This is a genomic window from Kitasatospora sp. NPDC023385 (assembly GCF_055664045.1).
On the sequence record NZ_JBVOOL010000035.1, the window covers coordinates 1 to 17,864 of the forward strand.

A 17,864-nucleotide genomic window follows, 5' to 3' on the forward strand; every position below is an offset into this window, starting at 1 on the left:
GCTTCCTGCCGGGCGTCTTCTTGTTCGCGTCCAGTCCCGTGGTCTCCTTCGGCACCCCGGCCGCCACGCGCACGGACTGGGTGTCGATGATCACCGGGACGGGTCCTCTAATCGTCTGGCCCGCTCCCGCACCTGGCAGCGCAGGATCTCCTGGATCCGCTGGTCAAGGCGGTCCTGGCGCCACAGGCCGAAGTAGTAGAACACTGCCGACCAGGCCGGAAAGTCGTGCGGCAGGAGCCGCCACTGGCAGCCCGTCCGGTTCTGGTACAGCAGCGCGTTCACGACCTCGCGCAGGTCGCAGGAGCCCGGGTCCCCGGTTGCTGAGCGCGACACCCGCTCCTGCTTCCAGGAGGTGACCAGCGGCTCGATCAGCGCCCACTGCCCGTCGGACAAGTCCGTTGAGTACGGCATCCGTTCCATGTCCCAACAGCACCATGCACACGACACCCGAGTCAGCCTGAACGACTCCGTACACACGAACGGGCGACACCAGATCATCCAGAAACGGACTTAACGTCCTCTCAGAGAGGGGTTCTGTGACGGTTCGAGAGCTCTGCTCCGTTGCACAGGGCTGACGTTCGCAGCGAACCGGTGTGCGCCCCACGGCGCGCAATGTATCTTGATGTCGAGATACATGTTGCGAGACCGAACCCGCCGGAGGCCCGTGCCGTGACCGCTGCCCTCTCCTTCACTGCCATCAACCATGTCCAGCTCGCCATTCCGGCCGGTGGAGAGCAGGAGTGCCGCGCCTTCTGGGGCGAACTGCGCGGACTGTCCGAGATCCCCAAGCCGCCACCGCTCGCCGCCCGTGGCGGCTGCTGGTTCCAGGGGCCCGGCTTTCAGGTCCACCTCGGCGTGGAGCGGGATTTCCGGCCTGCGCACAGGGCCCATCCCGGCTTCGAGGTCCGAGGGCTACGGGCACTGGCGGACCGGCTGGCCGACCACGGACATCTCGTCACCTTCAGCGACGAAGTGCCCGGGCAGGACCGCTTCCACACCGTCGACCCGTTCGGCAACCGACTCGAATTCCTCGAACCGCACTCCTGAGCGGGCGCCCGGGAAGCCGTTGTCGGGTGCTCGTCGGCCGGGGTGTTGCAGAACGGGCTGCTGTATCAGGGCCCGGGATCCCTGGCGTCGACTACTCACGCCTGGTGTCGCCCTCTGCTGACGATCTGCCGTCGCCCTGCACCGGCGGCCTGGTCGCCGGCAGCCGGGTCGTGACCCGGGGCGGCGTGGCGGATTCGAGGAGCACCTCGGAGAAAACCATGGCCTGTGGTGCGTTACTTGCGGGTGACGGAATACCAAATCCGGGGAAGGGTGCCGGAGGTCAAGGTCGGACATGACGACTTCTTGCGGCGTGCGAGTAATTTCCCACTGCTGGGTGATCCGCAGCCCGTTGTTGACTCCGTCCTTCTTCGGGTCGCTCAGCGCCGTCTCCTTCGACGCCTCCGGCCCACCGCCCAACCAGCCAGCCCCCGCCCCTCGTTGGCGGCAGGATCGCCACCGTGCGCGGCATCGCCGCCCCCACCCGTCTTGCACGCCTCGCCGAAGCCTGGCGAAAGCACGACCCGGACGCGCCGCTGATTGCCCGCTGGTGCCCCGGCGCCAACCGCGACCAAGTGCAGCACCCGCGTTTCACAGGTGGCCGCTCATGAAGCACCCGAGTTGCCGCCCGATGCCACCTGCGCGGCCACGTGGGGTCGCCGGGCCGGACCGCCGAAGGGAGGGTGGCCATCCAGTACCGCACCGCCCGCTTCCGCCTCGTGCCCCGGTCGAGCAGGGCTGCCCAACCTCCCCGCCGCAGGCCGGCGGCCTGCCAGCGGGTGAGGGCGTGTCAGGACCGGCGCCCCCAGGAACCGCGCCGCTTCTCCTCGGCGGCCGCGACTTCAGCGGCGGCCCGGTCGCGCCCGGGGGTCTCCCGCGCATTCCGGTCGGCTTTGGCCTGGTGGCAGGCGGCGCACAGCCCGTCGTCGTCCCAGCCCCGTCCGGGTTGATGCCGGTTCAGGTGGCGGGGTCGGCTCATGAGCCGACCCCGCCACTCGGGCAGAGGCCACCCAGGAAATCTATTGAACGCGTTCAAATATGCTGCGAGGATGATGCTCCTGTTGGTCCTGCCGAAGGGGTGGAGCGGCCATGGGTGCCGTGCTGAGAACCGAGAGCGCCCTGGCGTGGTTCATCCGGTCTGCCGTCCGCTATCTGTTCGCCCTCGGCTGTGGATGGAGTGCCATGGCCGGTGGTTGCGTACTCTGGCTGGCACATACCGGTGAGCTCTCCGGATCGGAGTTCCTGACCGGCTTCATCGAGCTGGGGCTGTTCCTGTTCGGGTGGTTCGGCGTGCCGTCGCTGCTGCTGCTCCTCCTCTCCGCGCCGATGAGGGAGAGCGAACTCCATCGGCCCGTGGTCACCGTCCTGTGGTGCGGTCCGCCGATGTTCGTGCTGCTCGTCAGCGGGTGGGCGCTGATCGGCATTCTGTTCCAGATCGGCTGCGCCGCCTTCCTGCCGCCCTCACCGCATCTCCTGATCGTCCGCCGACCGACCCGCCCCTGACGAGGAGCCCACGCCCGCCGACGGCCGAGGCAGCGCCAAACAGTGCCCTCGAGCCCCGGCCGGCTCTCCGGCCGGGGTCAGGCCTGCGCTGCCCAGGTGGACGATCTCCAGCGCGGACGACGGTCAGCCCTGCCGACGGAGGTGGAAGCCTACGTGCCGTGGCGATGCGCGAGACCGCCCTGGGGCTGCCGGGCTGGCGTGGGTCGGCGCAGCGGCGATGCTCGCGTGACGATTGTCATGACGTGTGCGGGTTGCGCCACGGGCCTGTAACAGGCACTGACGTGTGTGGACGGCCGGTGCGAGGATCACCGTGTCAGCAGGGAGGCCGCCTCGGCAAGGGGCGGGGCCGCCCGCACCGCCACCGTTCCGGTGGGACGGCGTCGAGAGTGAAAGAGGAACAACATGCGCATCAGGAACGCTCGTTGGGGACTGTCGACTGCGGTGCTCGTCGTCGCGGGGCTGGCGCTGACGGCGTGTGGACCCGAAGACGCGACCTCCTCGGGCTCCCCCTCCGCCACCAGCGTGCCGGTTGCCACGAGTTCCACGCAGGCCGGCGGGCAGCCCGCCACCACCGCGCCCGTGGCGAGCGGTCAGGGCTCCTCCTCGACCCCCGGTGGGAGTGGCAAGCCCACCGCCGCCGCGCCCGTGGCGAGCGGTCAGGGCTCCTCCTCGACCTCCGGTGGGAGCGGCGGGTCCGACGAGGGCCACCAACAGACGCTCGTGGGCAAGTTGAGCTACCTCGCGCCCGGCAAGCTGATGGTCAAGCCCGACAACGGCGGCGGCGATCAGGCGTTCATGATCAACAACACCACCAAGGTCCTCGGCGCGGCCGCGATCTGCTCCCCCGACGGCAGCCACGTGACCATGGACAGCCAGGGCTACGGCACCACGAAGTGCACCACCGACCAGTTGGAGACGGCCGCGAAGACCGGCGCAGTCACCGTCCGCGTCACCTTGGACTCCTCGCTGGGCGTCGCCCAGACCATCGCCGAGAAGTACCACCCGTAAACAGGGCGAGTTCCCGGTGGCCGGTGCTCGTCCCATTCGAAGTCTGTTCAAACCGGCGCCTTCGCCCTCACAGAAGGTGATCAACGCCTTTCGCAGGTCAGTTCGTCGTGAACGCACAGGAGTTTGTCTGCGAAGAACTGGTCGTTCCCTGCTTCCAGCACCCGAGTCGGGCAGGTGATCCGGTCGGCGATACCAGCCATCGTGTACGGCTTGGCGGCCTGGACCAGCGCCTCGAGGTCCCGCTCGCCGAAGGTCCAGCAGCCGTTGCGCACCGCCCGGCGCGTGGTGGTGTTCTGCGCCATCGCCGTCTCGAGTCCGCCTGGCGTCGCCGCGACGCGGCCGGCGGTCGCGGCGATGGCGGCATGGAAGTCGTGGACGCCGTCGTGGAGCACGCATGCGGGAGGCGGTGTTCGAAAGCTGCTGCCCGCGCGCGGCGAGGCAGCCGCCCACGCTCATGCCGATCAGTACCAGGCAGCCGGGGTCGACCTCGGGCAGGGTGAGGGCGAAGTCGACGGCCGGGGGGACCGCCGCCTCCCGGTCGTTGCGGAAGTGCAGGCCCTGGTCGCGCGGGCTCCTGCCCTGGCCGGGGCCGTCGAAAGTGAGGACGTTGGAGCCGCGTCGCAGCGCACCCCCCGGCGATGGCCAGGTAGTTCTCCTCCATCGTGGAGTCGTCCCCGCCGTGGAAGATCACGCTCGGGGCGGCATGCCGGAGTCATCGACGAGGAACACGTAGCCCGGCAGCGTCGTGCCCTCGTACGGGATGCCACCGCATGTGCCGGCGTGTCGAGTGGGCCGGCCGCGTCGGCGAAGGTCTGCTGTGAGGCCTTGGCCAGCCTTGCCGACTCAGCGTCGGCCGCGGGGTCGTCCCGGCGTTAGAAGTCGGCGGGCCGGTAGTAGTTCGACGCCCGCAGCAGGGCTTCGCGGGCGCTCCCCCGGTGCCCTGAGGAGAGCGCGTCGCGGCCGATGCCCTCGATGCGCGCCGCTGTCGCGGCCCAGCGCTGTGAGGACAAGGGGATGGGACGAGGCACCGGGATGCCGTAGGTCAACGATCGGAGAGGAAAGTCGAGACGGTTCCAGGCAGTCCCGGCACAGCGCCTTGGCGGAGCGGTCGGCGGCCATGGCGTCTACCTCCGATCACCGGGCGCGGGGTAGAGCGAGGCCCGCCACTGTGGGGTGGCGGGCCTCCCGGTCACACAGCTTTTTCAGCCGACCTGGTCGAGCAGCAGCTTCGCGGCCACCGTCGCGCCGTCGGCGCGGACCGTGCCGGCCACAACTGCTGCCCGGGCTCGGGTCTGGGGAGCCAGGGCGACACCGAGCGCGGCCGACAGGGACTCGAAGGTCGGGTGCGGGCCGTCGTGTGCCGCGCCGATGCCGAGATCGGCCACGCGGCCGGCCCAGTACGGCTGGTCCGCCAGCTGGGGTATGACGACCTGGGGCGCGCCGGCCCGGGCGGCCGTGGTCGTGGTGCCCGCGCCGCCGTGGTGGACGACGGCGGCGACACGCGGGAACAGGGCGTGGTGGTTGACCGCGCCGACGGCGAAGCAGTCGTCCTGGTCGTCGGCCACGGCCAGGTCGGCCCAGCCACGGGAGAGGATCACACGGCGGCCCTGTGCCCGGACGGCCTCGACGGCCGCCCGGGCCACGTCGTCCGCGTCGCGCATGGGAATGCTGCCGAACCCCACGTATACCGGCGGTTCGCCGGCGTGGAGGAACGCCTCCACGTCGGCCGGCAGCGGGCGGTCGTCCGTCCGGAACCATGCGCCGGTCTGCACCACGTCGAGGTCCGCCGGCTCCTGCCACGGGCTGAGGACTGGGTCGGCGGCCAGCCAGGGGCGGTCGGTGAGGACGTAATCGCGGAAGTCGCTTACCGGCGGCAGACCGATGGACTCCCGGTGGGTATTGAGACCGGTCCCGAACAACACGTTCATGTTCTCGGTGTCCAGGTCCCACAACGTTCGGTTGTCGGTCACGCCGGGCGGGAACGGTCGGCCCGGCCGCTCGAACGGCGGATGGTGCGGCGAGGGCAGGTAGGCGGGGAAGTAGGCGACGAACACGTAAGGGATGCCCAGGCGCTCGGCTGCTGTCCTCGCGCCGGCCGCGGCCGGGAGCAGACCGGTCGCCAGGATCACGTCGCATCCCTCGGCAGCCGTGACGACCGCCTCGTACGTCGTGGCGGTCATCGCGGCCGCGCGTGCGGGCAGCCCGTCCGCGGGCGCCTTCGTCTTCCCGGTGAGCACCCCCTTCACGAACGGGCGGATCGGTTCGCCGATCGGCACCAGCGGGAGACCGACGGAGTCGAACAGCTCCGCGAAGTCCGGAGGCGTGCACATCCGCATGTCCACTCCGAGGTCCCGCAGTTGCACCGCAACCGCCACCAGCGGTTCGACATCTCCGCGTGACCCGTAGGCCATCAACAGCACGCGCATGTAGTGAGTCTCATTTCGTGGGAGGTCGAACTCAGCCTGGCAGGGGCCGGGTCTTGCTGTCAGCGGCGTGGTCGACGTAGGTCGGCGTGCACAAGGGCTGCTCGTTCGTTCGGAAGGGGCGTGAGTGCCGATCAGATCGCGCCCGCAGGAGCGTCCTGGCCCCGTGTCTGCGGGTCAGGTGGACGAGTCTGCGGCACTCCCTGGGTCTTGCCGCAAGCCCCCCTGTGCGCTATATCTTGATCATGGAAAGACCTGTTGCCCAACGCCGCTGCGTCATGGCGTGAATGCAGGTCAAGGGGGCTGAACGAGGCAACGGGACACCCGTGGACCAACGACCGGCGAAGAAAGTCGATCGAGAACAGGATCCCGTTGCAGGAGAAGTCCGTCGCCACGCGGGTGAGCGCAGTAGCAGCGGCGATATCCGCACCCCCGCAGCCGGGCGGGTTGACCCAGATCCTGGACTTCACCCTGGTGGACGCGGTGCTCGCGGAGACCGGGGCGGTGCAACGGCGGATCAGGCTGCTGCCCGCGCGGGTGGTGGGGTAGGTCGTGCTGGGGCGGCCGCCCTGTTCGAAGGCTGCGGCTATCGGGCGGTGTAGGACGAGCTGACCAGCGTGCCGGACGAGTTGCCCCGGGTACGCCCGCACTCCTCCTCGTCGTCATGTGCCCGCCGCAGGCGCCGATCAGGCCGGCACGGCGGTAGACCAGCAGCAGGAGTGCCCCGACGGCAGCCAGCTGCAGGCCGGCACGCAGTGTGGCAAGGACGATCTCGCGGGCCAGTTGCAGGCGTCGGCGCCACTCGACGGCGACGGTGAGGGCGACCACGTCGACGGATGCGGCGACTCCCGCCCACGTGGGGACAGCGGGGTTCATGCTCCCGCCTTGAGGGGCCGGACCTCGTCCGGCCGCCCATACTCGACCTGCCGTCCGCCGTCGAGCACCAGGACCTGATCAGCCGACCGGCAGACCTGCGCGCTGTCGTGGCTGACCAGGCTGCCGTGGCTGACCACCCAGGTCCCCTCCACGGGCGCGGGCCAGCGCAGGCGGATGGGCCGGTCCGCGGCCCGTGTCGACACCGGCGGCGTAGGCCGCAGTTGGGAGAGGGCGACCACCTGCCCGACGGAGGAGGACCACGGCCGGGGATGGTGCCGCTCTGTCGGCAGCTCTTCGGCAGGTGGTGCCGCGGCGGCCGGCTGCTCGGTGCGTTCCCGCCCGGCTCCCGGCGAAGGAAGATCCGGTCGGTCACCGGACGGTCGGGCACAGCGGTGGAGTTCGGGTCGGGGCGGGTGCCGGCAGGTGCGGCGCAGCGATCAGGGTGTCGTGGACAGCCGCGGGTCGTGCGCGTAGACGGGGTTCGGCTCGCGTTCGTACTGGGACAGCGCCAGGCCCATGCAGAAGAACGTGGGAGCCCACTCCCCGATGAAGATGCCCCACCGGTCCGCCCGGTCCAACCCGGCCTGCTCGGCCTTCACCGACACCATCCACGACACGAAGGACAACCCGATCGACGCCATCCCCGCCAGGTAGGCGTGCTCCGACTTCAGACCCGCGTCGTGCAGCTTCTTGATGATCATCACGAACCTCCCGGAAGACGGCCTGTTCAGCCAGCCACGGCGGCTGCCCAGCCACCGCCGCCCCACACCCTGGCGCCGACCCCGTCACCAGAACGGAGCAAAACCCACGGTCGGCCGAAGACCGACCCCGACGGCGACGACAAGTCCACCGCGCGCCCTGGTGGAGGCGCTCGCCCGACTCAACGACCGGAAGCGCCCGAGCGCCCGAGAACGGGCGACGGCCTGGAGGGGGAGACGGGCGCCCGGGTGGCGACGTGCCGCGACCGGGCAAGCCGGCGGGGCCGGGCGCGTGAGCCGGGCCCAGCCCGGCGGATCGGCTCCGCGGCCGGGCGGTGGCCTGCGGGCGCCGGTATGGCAGGGCCGGCCGGGGCGGGCACCGAAGCGGTAGGGGGTGCGCTCGAGGACGGCCCTGCACCGTGTGCAGGTCATCGTGCGAGCGTCTTCTTCGCCGGGTTGCCCCACCGGTCGGATCCCGTTCGTCGCCATGGTCCTGGTCCTCATCGACCGTACGAACATGCCGCCGGGCGGGAGCGGTCACGGCGGGAGGTCCGCCGCCCGATGGCTTCGACAGGGACTGGCACGTGCAACGGTGCGGGCGCACCGAGCAGGGCGCGCCCGGTGGTGTCAACGAGAGGGCCGGGGCGACGGCACGTCCGGGTCGACGGGGAACACCTGGTCGCAGCCGGTGATGTCCAACAGGCGCGCGACCTGGTGCGAGGGACGGACGAGGTGGACGGCGGTGCCCTGACGGCGCCCCTGGATCCGAGCCAGCAGCAGGGCGTTCAGACCACCGGCCCGGATGGGCTGTCCCGGATCGTGACGGCGAAGACACCCGTGTCGTCGATCGGACCGCTCCCTTCCCCCTGGCGCCGCCCCGTGACACAAACCACTCTAGGCCGCGGCCGGGCGGCCACGCACCGGGGCGTTTTTGGCGCAGCACCAAGGCCCCGGCCCCTGTCCCTGTCCCTGTCCCTGTCCCTGTCCCTGTTCAGCAGCATCGCGGCCGGGTGGTGAACAGTTCCGACCACCCTGTGCCGCCGGTGTCCGCTGCACTCCCAGCAGGTGGCGAGGCGTTCCACGACCACGGAGGCCGTAGCCGCTGAGGTGGCCCGGAGTGTCGGGGCGGGAGCGGGGCGGGGCCTTGTTGTGGTCACTGACCTCGGCCCCTACCACCCCGGGGCGGTGGTCGAGGGCCGGTTCACGCGCACCATGGCCATGGACACGGGCATGGGCCAGGAGTTCGGCGGTCGCCACCGGAAGGTCGTCGCGCTGGTCCGGCGTCATCCGGCGGAGGGGCTTACCAAGCCCCACCGGGGCAGGGCCAGACAGACCCGCGGATCCCACCCCTCGACCTCCTGGTCGCCCGACGGTAACGTGGGGCCGGAGCGTGGCGCTGAAGTGCGGGGGTCGGCCATGCATGTGATGCCGAGTCAGGCTTTTTATCACCGGTGGTGCGCGGCGGTGGCGGCGCAGGACCTCGCGGCCCTCGAGGGGCTCTACCACCCCGATGCCGTGATGCTGTCGTCGACGACGGGCTCCGTCCAGGCCGGCGCCGAACAGATCCTGGCCGGCTACGCGCAGTTGTTCCGTACGGTCGGCGCGATGACGACGACGGCCGTGGAGGAGTTCACCGACCTGGGTGACGTGGTCCGCGTGGAGTCCGTCCGCTCGACCGCCTTCGCCCCGATGCTGGCCTACGACGTCTTTGCCCTGGAGGGCGGGCGGGCACGGGTCCACGTCACCGGGTCCATCAGGCCCCGACCAGCGGCGTCGGCTCCCCCGCACCACACCGTTCCCACCCCGGGGCAGAACCTCCACCGACGGATCTGGGACGCCATCGACGCCCGGGACGCGACAGCGCTGCGCGCCGTGTACGCCCCCGACGCCGCCCAGACCGTCGTCGGCGGGGTCATCCGGGGCGCGGACGCCATCGTGCAGGCCACCTGGCAGAACTGGCACGACGGCAACGCGACGCGGCTCAAGGCCGTGACCGCCTTCACCGACGCGCCCCAGGCCATGTGCGCGGAAGGCGTCGCCGAAGTCGCGCTCCAGGACACCCGCTTCAACACCGCCTACTACCAGGTGTGGCTCCTGCGGGCCGGGCTGGTCACGCACTGCGTCACCGGTCTGATCTCCCCCCGCCCGAACGAACTGCGCCAGGGCCTCGAGCGCCTGTCCGACGCGCGACTCAAAGCGGCCCAGGCCGTCACGCTCGGCATGGCGATGCGCGTACCGCGGGCCTGGTGACCGGGCCAGGACTCGCAGCAGAAGCCGGTCGAGGTGCGGGCCGGGCCCGGCGTTTCCGACGGCGCTACCGGCTCGGGACAGCGGGACGGCGGGAAGGCACCGCCGGGGCGACGGACGGCCGATCCGCCGCCCGGCAGGCCTCGCACCGCGGTACGGGCTACGCGGGACCAGTCCGGTCGGTGGTCCGCCAGAACGCGCGGAGGGCGCTGACCAGTGCCTCGGGCGCGTCCTCGGCGATGTGGTGGCCGGAGTCGATCGGGCCGCCCTCCAACCGGTCGCCCGCCCAGTCGCGCCAGACGCCCAGCACGTCGCCGTAGAGGTCGGCCATGTCGTCGCGGGTCGCCCACAGCACCTGGAGCGGGCGGTCGATGCGCCGGCCCGCCCGCAGGTCGGCGTCGTCGTGCTCCCGGTCGACGCCGAGGCCGGCCCGGTAGTCCTCGCACATCGCGTGCACGGTGGCCGGGTCGTGGATCGCGTGCCGGTAGTCCTCGTACGCTTCGGCTCCCATCTGCTCCGGGCAGGCCCGGTACCAGGCGTCGGGGTCGGCGTTGATGAGGCGTTCGGCGGGCTTGTCGGTCTGCCCGAGGAAGAACCAGTGCCACCAGAGCGCGGCGAACCCCGCGTCGCAACGCCGCAGCGCCTCGCCGATGGGGACGGCGTCCAGCACGCTGACCGCGGACACGGCCTCCGGATGGTCCAGCGCGAGCCGGGTGGCCACGTACGCGCCCCGGTCGTGCCCGACCACGGAGAACCGTTCGTGCCCCAGCCCCCGCATCACCGCCAGGCAGTCGTTCGCCATGGCGCGCTTGGAGTAGGGCTCGTGCCGCACGTCCGTGGGGGGCTTCTCGGACCGGCCGTAGCCGCGCAGGTCGGGGCAGACCACCGTGTGGCCGGCCGACACCAGCAGGGGCGCGACGCGGTGCCAGGTCGCGTGGGTGCGCGGGTGGCCGTGCAGCAGGAGCACGGCGGGACCGCTGCCGCCGTGGCGGACCCGCAGCCGGGCTCCGTCACCCTCGCACCGGGCTAGCTCGAAGCCGTCGAACATGGAACCGCCTCCCCTGCCTAGGACCTTCAGCCTCTGCCCCGGAACTTCCGACCCATGCGGCGAGCGTCCCACCGGCCCGGCGCGGCCCCCGCACGGCCCGGCCGCATCCTCCCGCGGAGCGGCGATGCCGAGCTCAGCTACACGCTGATGCCGGCGGCGTGGGGCGGGGATACGCAGCCGAGGCGTGCGCAGCGGCGCTGCGCCGGGGCGGCTCCTGGCAATGCCGCGCCCTGCGCGGAGCCGCAGTCGAACTCTCGCTCCTGGAGCGTCTCAACGCGGGGAGAGAGTGCTCCGGCCCTGCCGATCCTGCGGGACCGAGCCGTCCAGCGAAGTGCCCCGGATCGACATGAGGACCATCAGGGCACCGCCGCAGACAATGGCCGAATCGGCGAGGTTGAACACCGCGAAGTGCTCGACGGAGATGAAGTCCACGACGTGCCCGCGAAAGACTCCGGGTGCCCGGAAGGTCCGGTCCGTCAGATTGCCGAGCGCGCCCCCGAGCATCAGGCCCAGGGCGACAGCCCAGGGAAGGCTCTGAAGCCTCCGCGCGACACGCGTGATGACCACGACGACCGCGATCGCGATCGCCGTGAACACAGCGGTGAAGGCCTGGCCACTGCTGAAAGCCGCTCCGGAGTTGCGGAACAGTTGCAGCGTCAGTACGTGGCCCGCCACGGCAACGGGCTCCTGGCCTTCCAACCGCGAGACAGCCATGAGCTTGCTGCCGAGATCCAAGGCATAGGCGAGAACGGCCGCCGTCAGCAGAGCGGTCAGAGCCAGTGTGCATGTGCGCTTGTCAACGGCACGCGCGGCGGTCCCGGGCTCGGGCTGCGAGGAATCGTCGGTAGTCATGATCCGCTCCGTGGATGCCGAACCGCCCTGGACAGCACCACAGTACAAGGCCTACGAGGCGACACGTCGGGCAGCGGTTGGATCCGGCTTTCACACCCCGGTGGTCGGATCCTGCCGGGTCGAACGCCATCGCGCCGCACGATCAGCAACCCGCCTGCGCCCGGCCTCAGTTCCCACCCTCCGCGTGGCCGTATCAACAACCCGACTGGCTGTCAGGTCACAGGCTCTTTCCCCTTGTGCCGTCGAGTGGATCGCGGCGGTCATGCGGGACGCCCGGTGGCGTCGCGATGCCGTCACCGACGGCCGGCAGCGCGCCCGCGTCACCGTCCCGGTCAGCAGCCAAGGCGATGCCCCTTCCCACGGCAGCGTGTTCGCGGTGTTATACGCACCGCCGACCGCCAGCGTGCCCAGCGCGGCGCCCTGCAGCACCAGTCGGAACATCCCCGTGCCGCGCGACACCACGGTGCCCGCAGCCATCCATGCGGACGACCGCATCAGCCCTCCGGACGCGGCCTTCGGACGATGCCGCGCGTGGCGCCGCCGCCCAGGAAGCTCCGTCTCCGCCACCGATGTGCCCACTTGATCGACCATGACCTCAATCTAGGGCCGTGAAGATCGCGTTCGGAAGCTGATGTAGAAAAAACGAACGTCTGCTGATACCTGACGGTCAGTCACAAATCCGCAGGTGGCATATGTCGGTCACTCGAGTTCATTGTCACCGGCACGATGGACGGCCTGGTCTCCGCTCGTACCGGAGGCCAGGCGGTGACGTCGGCCGGACGTCCTCGGGTCATGACGGCCGCCCGCCGAACTGCCAGTTGTGCACCTCGATCTCGGCGTACCGGTCCGGGGTCAGAACGGCGCGTGCCGTCTCCGGGTCCGGCGACCGGACCAGCGCCGCCGTGCCCAGCCAGGTGGCGCCGTCATCGGACAGCAGCGGCCCGTAGGCGATCAGCTCGTCCCGGTCGGGCGGCAGGGCGAGGTCGGCGGCCTGCCCCGAACCGAGGCCAAGCACCAGGTACCGGTGGCCACCGGTTCGGCCACCGGGGAAGTCCCACATGGTGCGCCCCAGCATGTTGCGCCACCGTCGCAGCAGCACGTCCCGGTAGACGCCGCCCTGGTAGCCGGGCTCGTCGAAGGCGAACGCGCGGACGGCGGCAGGATCTGGCAGGTCGACGATGTGCACGCTGCCGGTGGGCCTGCCGCCGTCACCGGAAAGGGTCGGGCCGCGGGCGATCATCTCCGTCGCGTACCGGTCCATGTAGGACCAGTGCTCTTCCAGCAGCTCCTTGCGCAACGCCTGGGAGCCGGGGCGGTCGCGGTGGTAGACGAAGAACTCCATGCCCGAAGGATCTCTGCGAGGAGGTGACCCAGTCGAGCGGCTTTCATTGCAGCGACTGCTCGGCAGCCCCCGCCAGAAGCACGCTCCTCCAGAAGCACGCCGCTCCAGAAGAACGCGCTCCGACTCCGGGACCACGGGCGGCCGACCACGGCACCCGCCCGGTACCGGGGACCGTGTCAGGCGGTCCGGTTCGGCGCGCCGAACCAGCGGGTGAGTGACGACCGAAGGGTCTCCGGGTCGCCCACCCAGCAGACGTGGCCGTCCGGGCGGATCAGCATCGGTTCGACGGGCGCTTCCCCGGCGGCCCGGTCCACCCGGTCGGCCCAGGGGGCGACGGCCCCGGCGAGGGCGTCCTGCGGGTCGAGCAGGAGGCCCCGGCCGGAGCGCAGGAGCTGGTGCACCCGGACCGGGCCGAGGTCGATGTCCGGCACCGGGCGGCCGAGGAGCGGGTGCGGGGCGGTGTCCGGCATCGGGTAGCGGGTGGCGGTGCCGGACATCAGACCGCTCAGCCGGCGCCGGACCTCCGGCAGGGTGATCAGTTCGGCGAAGAGGTCCCGGGTGGCGAGCACGTCCGGGTCGCGGGTGCCGGCCCAGTCCATCAGCAGTCCCTGCGCCTGGACGTTGCGCAGCACGGTGGTCCCGGCCAGGTGGCGTTCGGTGTGGTAGCTGTCGAGCAGGCCCTCCGGCGCCCAGCCCCGGACGGCGACGCCGAGTTTCCAGCCGAGGTTGAGGGCGTCCTGCATGCCGCCGTTCATGCCCTGGGCGCCGAGCGGGAGGTGGACGTGGGCGGCGTCGCCGGCCAGGAACACCCGCCCGTGGCGGTACCGGGTGACCTGCCGGGCCGCGTCGGTGATCCGGCGGGCGTGGCAGAGGTCCAGCAGCTGCACCCGGTCGCCGAACACGGCGCGCAGCCCGTCGCGGATCTCCTCCTCGGTGATCGGCACGTCCCTGGGCAGCGAGCGGCCCGGCCCGCCCATGGCGAGCCGGCGCAGCGGCCGGCCCTCGCTGTCGGTGCCGAGCGGGAAGATCCCCGCCCAGTGGCCGTCCGAGCTGTGGTGGTGGGTGGGCAGGCCGTCGGCGCCGCTGAGCCGCACGTCGGCGGCGATCGTGGTCAAGGTGCCCGCCCGGCCCGGGAATTCGGCCTTGAGCAGCGACCGCACGGTGCTGTGGCCGCCGTCGGCGGCGACCAGGTGTCGGGCGCGCAGCGACCGGCCGTCGGCGAAGGTCGCGGTGACGGACTGCTCGTCCTGGGCGAGGGCGACCAGTTCGTGGTCGCGCCTGACCTTGAGGCCCTGCCCGGCCAGGTGTTCCTCGAAGAAGGCCTCCAGCACGACCTGGGGCACGGAGCGCCAGGGCTGCCGGGGGAGGTGGGCGCCAGGTCCCGGGTCGGGGGCCGGGGCGTCCGGCAGCGGGATGCCGGCGAAGTGGCTCCCGCCGACCGGGTGGTCGCCGCCGGCGAGCAGCGGTTCCAGCAGCCCGCGCTGGTCGAGCGCCTCCAGTGTCCGGGTCTGCACGCCGCCCGCCCTGGACAGGGCGCTGCGCGCGGGCAGCCGGTCCACGAGCACGGTCGACACGCCCGCCAGCAACAGTTCGTTGGCCGCCATCAGGCCGGTCGGTCCGGCTCCGACGACGAGTACGTCGGTGTCCATGGTGCGTCTCCTCAAGCTCCGCCGGGTGGTTCCCGTTGACGGGTCAACGCTCGCTCCGGCGGGGGCCGTTGGGCCAGTGAGCGGCGCGGTGACGGCGGAATCCGACACCGGCTACCCTCAGCACGGTGGAATCTGACTACGACGAGTTGGACCGCCGACTCGTCCACGCCCTGCAGATCGACGGCCGGGCCCCGTTCAGCACCGTCGCCGCCGTCCTCGGGGCGTCGGACCGCACCGTCGCGCGCAGGTACGCCCGGCTGCGCGCATCCGGCGCGGTGCGGGTGCTCGGCGGGGACGACCCGGTCGCGCTGGGTGCGGAGTTGTGGCTGCTGCGGGTGCGCTGCGCGCCCTCGGCGGCGGTCGCGGTGGCCGAGGCGCTGGCCCGCCGCCCCGACACCTCCTGGGTGAGCCTGACCTCCGGCGGCACCGAGATCACCTGCACCGTCCGCGCCGAGACCGAGGCCGACAGCGAGGCCCTGCTGCTGGCCCGGCTCCCGCGCACCCCGAGGGTCGAGGGGGTGAGCGCGCACTCGGTGCTGCACACCTTCTACGGCGGCCCGGACAGCCTGATCGCCAAGATCGGCCCGCTGGCCCCGGCCGCTGTCGCGGCCCTGCGCCCGGCCGCGCCGGCGCACCGGCCGCCGCCCGGCCCGGTGCGGCTGGACGACGGCGACCGCAGGCTGCTCGCCGCCCTCGGCACGGACGGCCGCGCCGGGTTCGAGGAACTGGCCGCCGTCACCGGCTGGTCGCCGACCACCGTCCGGCGCCGGATGACCGAACTGCGCGAACGCGGGGTGCTCTACCTGGACATCGACTGCGACCCGCGCCTGCTCGGCGTCGGCACCAGGACCCTGCTGTGGATCTCGGTCGCTCCCCCGTACCTGGAGGAGGCCGGCCGGGCGCTGGCCGGGCACCCGGAGGTCGCCTTCGCCTGCGCGACGACCGGTCCGACCAATCTGTACGCCACTGTGGTGTGCGCGGACCAGCGCGCCCTCTACCGCTACCTGACCACCCGGGTCGCCGCGCTCCCGGCCGTCACCCACGTCGAGACGGCGCCGTCGATCAAGACCGTCAAGCAGGCCGCGAACCGGGGTTAGCGGCCGGTTTCGGTGGCCGGTGTCGGCCTCCTGCTCGTCGGTGAAGAGCGAGGCCGAGACACCCTCTTCCCCGCCCCGCCCGCCGACCAGCCCGGTCGCCCGGCCGCCGACCAATGAGCACCGAGCCCGACAGGCACGCCCTCAGCGGCTCCTGTCAGGACCTTTTAGGCCTCTCGAGCCGGTCCCTGGCCCGCCGGGATGTCGGCGAAGACGATCACGGCCGCGCTCTCGCCGTACTTTGCCGACCGCTCCTGCCGGAAGTCACCGCTCCGCACGAGGATCTGGCGGATGTGGATCTTGGTGCCGATGGGGAAGGTCATCTCCTCCTCGGACTGGTTGTTCCTGCCGAGTGTCCTTCCCCGGTGGTCCTCCGGGAGGCGGAACTCCCAGACGATCTCCTTGCCGGCCACGTACGTGTGGGTCAACGGATCGCCGTACGTGGTCGACAGGATCGCCGGCCACTCGATCGTCTGGTCGACGGAGACGTAGCCACCGTCCGGGTGGCTCTCCTGCTGCTTGAGGATGCCGCCGAACGACTCGTACAGGTGCTTGCTGTCGCCCCGTACGACGTTGCCTTCCTCGTTCGCGCGGGGCGTCGTGAAGTCGTCCCACACGCCGTTGATCCGGGCGAAGATGTCGAAGGTGTCCGCGAGGTACTTCTTGTCCCACGCCTCCGTGGTCTGCTCGTCCGCGTAGCCCCGCGCCATGGCGACACTGCGCCACGCGTCGAGCACCTGGTTCTCCTTCGACTTGTAGGAGAAACCGGGGGCGGCGATCTCGCCGGGGGTGAAGCCGACCTGCCCGAGGGCCGCGAGGAGCGGGTTGATCCGGCGGTAGTCGCCGCTGAGGTAGTTCTCGCCGAGGTTGAGATCACTCTGCTTCTGCTTGGCCGCGAGGACCGCCGGGTCCAACTCCAGGGCGCGAGCCGCTTCGTACTCCGCACGGGACGTTTCCCGCTCCTCGACCGTCCCCCACGACTTGTCCTTGGGGGACGCCCGGGGCTTCTTGCCGTCCGCGCCCGCGGAGATCAGATAGGACCCGAAGCCGAAACTGAGGATCGTCTGCCCCTCGACGTCCCCCTCGTCCGTGTGCTTGACGACCTGGGTTCCCTTCGGGAGGCCCGCCGGGAGGGTGCGCTGCACGGACAGCTCCGCCGCACCGGCCGCCCCGGTCCCGGGGTCGGCCGAACGCTGTACGTCGGAGGAGGTCCGGGGGGCCGGACGGCTCATCACCGCGCGGGCGTTGGCCTCGGCCTCGCGCTCGAAGCGGTCGGACGGGTCGGAGACCTTCAGCCCGTTGCCGTTGTCGGTACCGCTGACCGGTCCCTGGCGCTGCTGGATGACATGGGTGAGCTCGTGGGCGAGGGTGTGCGCGTCGCCCCCGCCCTCGCCGATGACGATGTCGTTGCCGGAGGTGTAGGCACGCGCGCCGACCTCGGCGGCGGAGGCCCTCGCGGGGCCGTCGGTGTGGATGCGTACGTCGGAGAAGTCGGCGCCGAGGCGGGACTCCATGTCCGTACGGGTGGCCTGGTCCAGAGGCCGGCCGGGGCCGCGCAGGACATCGTGGACGGAGGAGCGCTGGACGGCCGGGGCCGCGGCGCGCTGGACGGCGGGGTCCTGGAAGCCTTCGTGGCCGCAGCCGTCCCCGTGCCGGTGTTCCTTTTCGGCCGGGCCGTGGCCGGCCCGGCGGAGCATCTGGGCGACCGCCGCGTTGCCCACGGTGGCCTGGAGGGCGAGCAGTCGTGACCCTTGGTGCCCGGACTGGGCGGCCTCGTGCCTCGCCTCCCGGCTTGCCCTGGCCCTGGTGGCTTCCTCGTTCTCCCGCTTGTGCATCGGGCTCCGCCCCTCCTGGGATCGTCGACAACGTCCCACTCAACCCGACGGCCACGGCGCGGCGGAAGGTACTTCAGGGCAGAGTCGGGGTCTCTGCGACGGTCTCCCGCGGCACTTCCCTACGGGCCACGGCAGCAGGATGTGGAGCCCCCGGCGCGGTCGACCGGGACCACGCCGCCGGACCAACCGGGCGCGCGTTCCCGAGCCGGCAGGGCCTTGCCGGAGCGGGGCCGGCCTTCCATCCG

Annotated in this window: 18 protein-coding genes and 2 pseudogenes; 6 read left to right on the forward strand and 14 right to left on the reverse strand. The window is 71.6% G+C overall.

The window, feature by feature from the left end; genetic code table 11:
- Nucleotides 1-420 (reverse strand): annotated as a pseudogene (locus tag AC0B61_RS32750) (transposase); the annotation flags it as partial.
- Nucleotides 421-669: 249 nt separating this feature from the next.
- On the opposite strand from AC0B61_RS32750, the gene AC0B61_RS32755 reads away from it, so the two are divergent.
- The 3 genes from AC0B61_RS32755 to AC0B61_RS32765 all read left to right on the forward strand — a co-directional run bounded on the left by AC0B61_RS32755 (nt 670) and on the right by AC0B61_RS32765 (nt 3,555).
- Nucleotides 670-1,047: a VOC family protein gene (locus tag AC0B61_RS32755; RefSeq protein WP_471745450.1), complete on the forward strand. Its 378-nt coding sequence runs from the start codon at nt 670-672 to the stop codon at nt 1,045-1,047.
- Nucleotides 1,048-2,133: 1,086 nt separating this feature from the next.
- Nucleotides 2,134-2,547, forward strand: a complete 414-nt coding sequence (locus AC0B61_RS32760; protein WP_471745451.1) for a hypothetical protein — start codon at nt 2,134-2,136, stop codon at nt 2,545-2,547.
- A 402-nt stretch (nt 2,548-2,949) separates the two neighbouring features.
- Nucleotides 2,950-3,555: a hypothetical protein gene (locus tag AC0B61_RS32765; RefSeq protein WP_471745453.1), complete on the forward strand. Its 606-nt coding sequence runs from the start codon at nt 2,950-2,952 to the stop codon at nt 3,553-3,555.
- Nucleotides 3,556-3,635: 80 nt separating this feature from the next.
- Here the strand turns inward: AC0B61_RS32765 and AC0B61_RS32770 are convergent, their stop codons facing one another.
- From AC0B61_RS32770 to AC0B61_RS32780, 3 genes are all read right to left on the reverse strand, one after another.
- Nucleotides 3,636-3,947, reverse strand: a complete 312-nt coding sequence (locus AC0B61_RS32770) for a hypothetical protein (RefSeq protein ID WP_471745455.1) — start codon at nt 3,945-3,947, stop codon at nt 3,636-3,638.
- Between the two features lie 480 nt (nt 3,948-4,427).
- Complete coding sequence (locus tag AC0B61_RS32775) at nt 4,428-4,565, reverse strand: hypothetical protein (RefSeq protein ID WP_471745457.1); 138 nt, start codon at nt 4,563-4,565, stop codon at nt 4,428-4,430.
- Nucleotides 4,566-4,757: 192 nt separating this feature from the next.
- Nucleotides 4,758-5,981 carry a glycosyltransferase gene (locus AC0B61_RS32780; RefSeq protein WP_471745459.1) on the reverse strand — a complete coding sequence of 408 codons (1,224 nt, stop codon included), beginning with the start codon at nt 5,979-5,981 and terminating at the stop codon, nt 4,758-4,760.
- 369 nt (nt 5,982-6,350) lie between these two features.
- Here AC0B61_RS32780 and AC0B61_RS32785 point away from each other — a divergent pair, with 369 nt between their 5' ends.
- Nucleotides 6,351-6,527 carry a transposase domain-containing protein gene (locus tag AC0B61_RS32785; protein WP_471745461.1) on the forward strand — a complete coding sequence of 59 codons (177 nt, stop codon included), beginning with the start codon at nt 6,351-6,353 and terminating at the stop codon, nt 6,525-6,527.
- Nucleotides 6,528-6,683: 156 nt separating this feature from the next.
- On the opposite strand, the pseudogene AC0B61_RS32790 reads toward AC0B61_RS32785, so the two are convergent.
- From AC0B61_RS32790 to AC0B61_RS32805, 4 genes and pseudogenes are all read right to left on the reverse strand, one after another.
- Nucleotides 6,684-6,854 (reverse strand): annotated as a pseudogene (locus tag AC0B61_RS32790) (ABC transporter permease); the annotation flags it as partial.
- Nucleotides 6,851-7,006 carry a hypothetical protein gene (locus AC0B61_RS32795; RefSeq protein WP_471745463.1) on the reverse strand — a complete coding sequence of 52 codons (156 nt, stop codon included), beginning with the start codon at nt 7,004-7,006 and terminating at the stop codon, nt 6,851-6,853. The pseudogene AC0B61_RS32790 and the gene AC0B61_RS32795, both read right to left, overlap by 4 nt.
- Before the next feature lie 285 nt (nt 7,007-7,291).
- Complete coding sequence (locus AC0B61_RS32800; RefSeq protein WP_471745465.1) at nt 7,292-7,555, reverse strand: hypothetical protein; 264 nt, start codon at nt 7,553-7,555, stop codon at nt 7,292-7,294.
- A 624-nt stretch (nt 7,556-8,179) separates the two neighbouring features.
- On the reverse strand, nt 8,180-8,440 hold the full coding sequence (locus AC0B61_RS32805; RefSeq protein ID WP_471745467.1) for an STAS domain-containing protein: 261 nt from the start codon (nt 8,438-8,440) through the stop codon (nt 8,180-8,182).
- A 537-nt stretch (nt 8,441-8,977) separates the two neighbouring features.
- On the opposite strand from AC0B61_RS32805, the gene AC0B61_RS32810 reads away from it, so the two are divergent.
- Nucleotides 8,978-9,802 (forward strand): nuclear transport factor 2 family protein, encoded by an 825-nt coding sequence (locus tag AC0B61_RS32810; protein WP_471745555.1) that lies wholly within the window; start codon nt 8,978-8,980, stop codon nt 9,800-9,802.
- A gap of 157 nt (nt 9,803-9,959) precedes the next feature.
- Here AC0B61_RS32810 and AC0B61_RS32815 read toward each other — a convergent pair whose 3' ends face one another.
- The 5 genes from AC0B61_RS32815 to AC0B61_RS32835 all read right to left on the reverse strand — a co-directional run bounded on the left by AC0B61_RS32815 (nt 9,960) and on the right by AC0B61_RS32835 (nt 14,690).
- Nucleotides 9,960-10,847, reverse strand: a complete 888-nt coding sequence (locus AC0B61_RS32815; protein WP_471745469.1) for an alpha/beta fold hydrolase — start codon at nt 10,845-10,847, stop codon at nt 9,960-9,962.
- 270 nt (nt 10,848-11,117) lie between these two features.
- A complete protein-coding gene (gene lspA, locus AC0B61_RS32820; protein ID WP_471745471.1) occupies nt 11,118-11,699 on the reverse strand; it encodes a signal peptidase II in 582 nt (193 codons plus the stop codon).
- A gap of 90 nt (nt 11,700-11,789) precedes the next feature.
- On the reverse strand, nt 11,790-12,290 hold the full coding sequence (locus AC0B61_RS32825; protein WP_471745473.1) for a hypothetical protein: 501 nt from the start codon (nt 12,288-12,290) through the stop codon (nt 11,790-11,792).
- Nucleotides 12,291-12,489: 199 nt separating this feature from the next.
- On the reverse strand, nt 12,490-13,041 hold the full coding sequence (locus AC0B61_RS32830; RefSeq protein ID WP_471745475.1) for a YciI family protein: 552 nt from the start codon (nt 13,039-13,041) through the stop codon (nt 12,490-12,492).
- A 176-nt stretch (nt 13,042-13,217) separates the two neighbouring features.
- Nucleotides 13,218-14,690 carry an FAD-dependent monooxygenase gene (locus tag AC0B61_RS32835; protein WP_471745477.1) on the reverse strand — a complete coding sequence of 491 codons (1,473 nt, stop codon included), beginning with the start codon at nt 14,688-14,690 and terminating at the stop codon, nt 13,218-13,220.
- Nucleotides 14,691-14,815: 125 nt separating this feature from the next.
- On the opposite strand from AC0B61_RS32835, the gene AC0B61_RS32840 reads away from it, so the two are divergent.
- On the forward strand, nt 14,816-15,787 hold the full coding sequence (locus AC0B61_RS32840; protein WP_471745479.1) for an Lrp/AsnC family transcriptional regulator: 972 nt from the start codon (nt 14,816-14,818) through the stop codon (nt 15,785-15,787).
- A 164-nt stretch (nt 15,788-15,951) separates the two neighbouring features.
- Here the strand turns inward: AC0B61_RS32840 and AC0B61_RS32845 are convergent, their stop codons facing one another.
- The gene (locus AC0B61_RS32845; RefSeq protein ID WP_471745481.1) at nt 15,952-17,619 is read right to left on the reverse strand and encodes an eCIS core domain-containing protein; all 1,668 of its coding nucleotides are present in this window, start codon (nt 17,617-17,619) and stop codon (nt 15,952-15,954) included.
- Between the last annotated feature and the right edge of the window lie 245 nt (nt 17,620-17,864).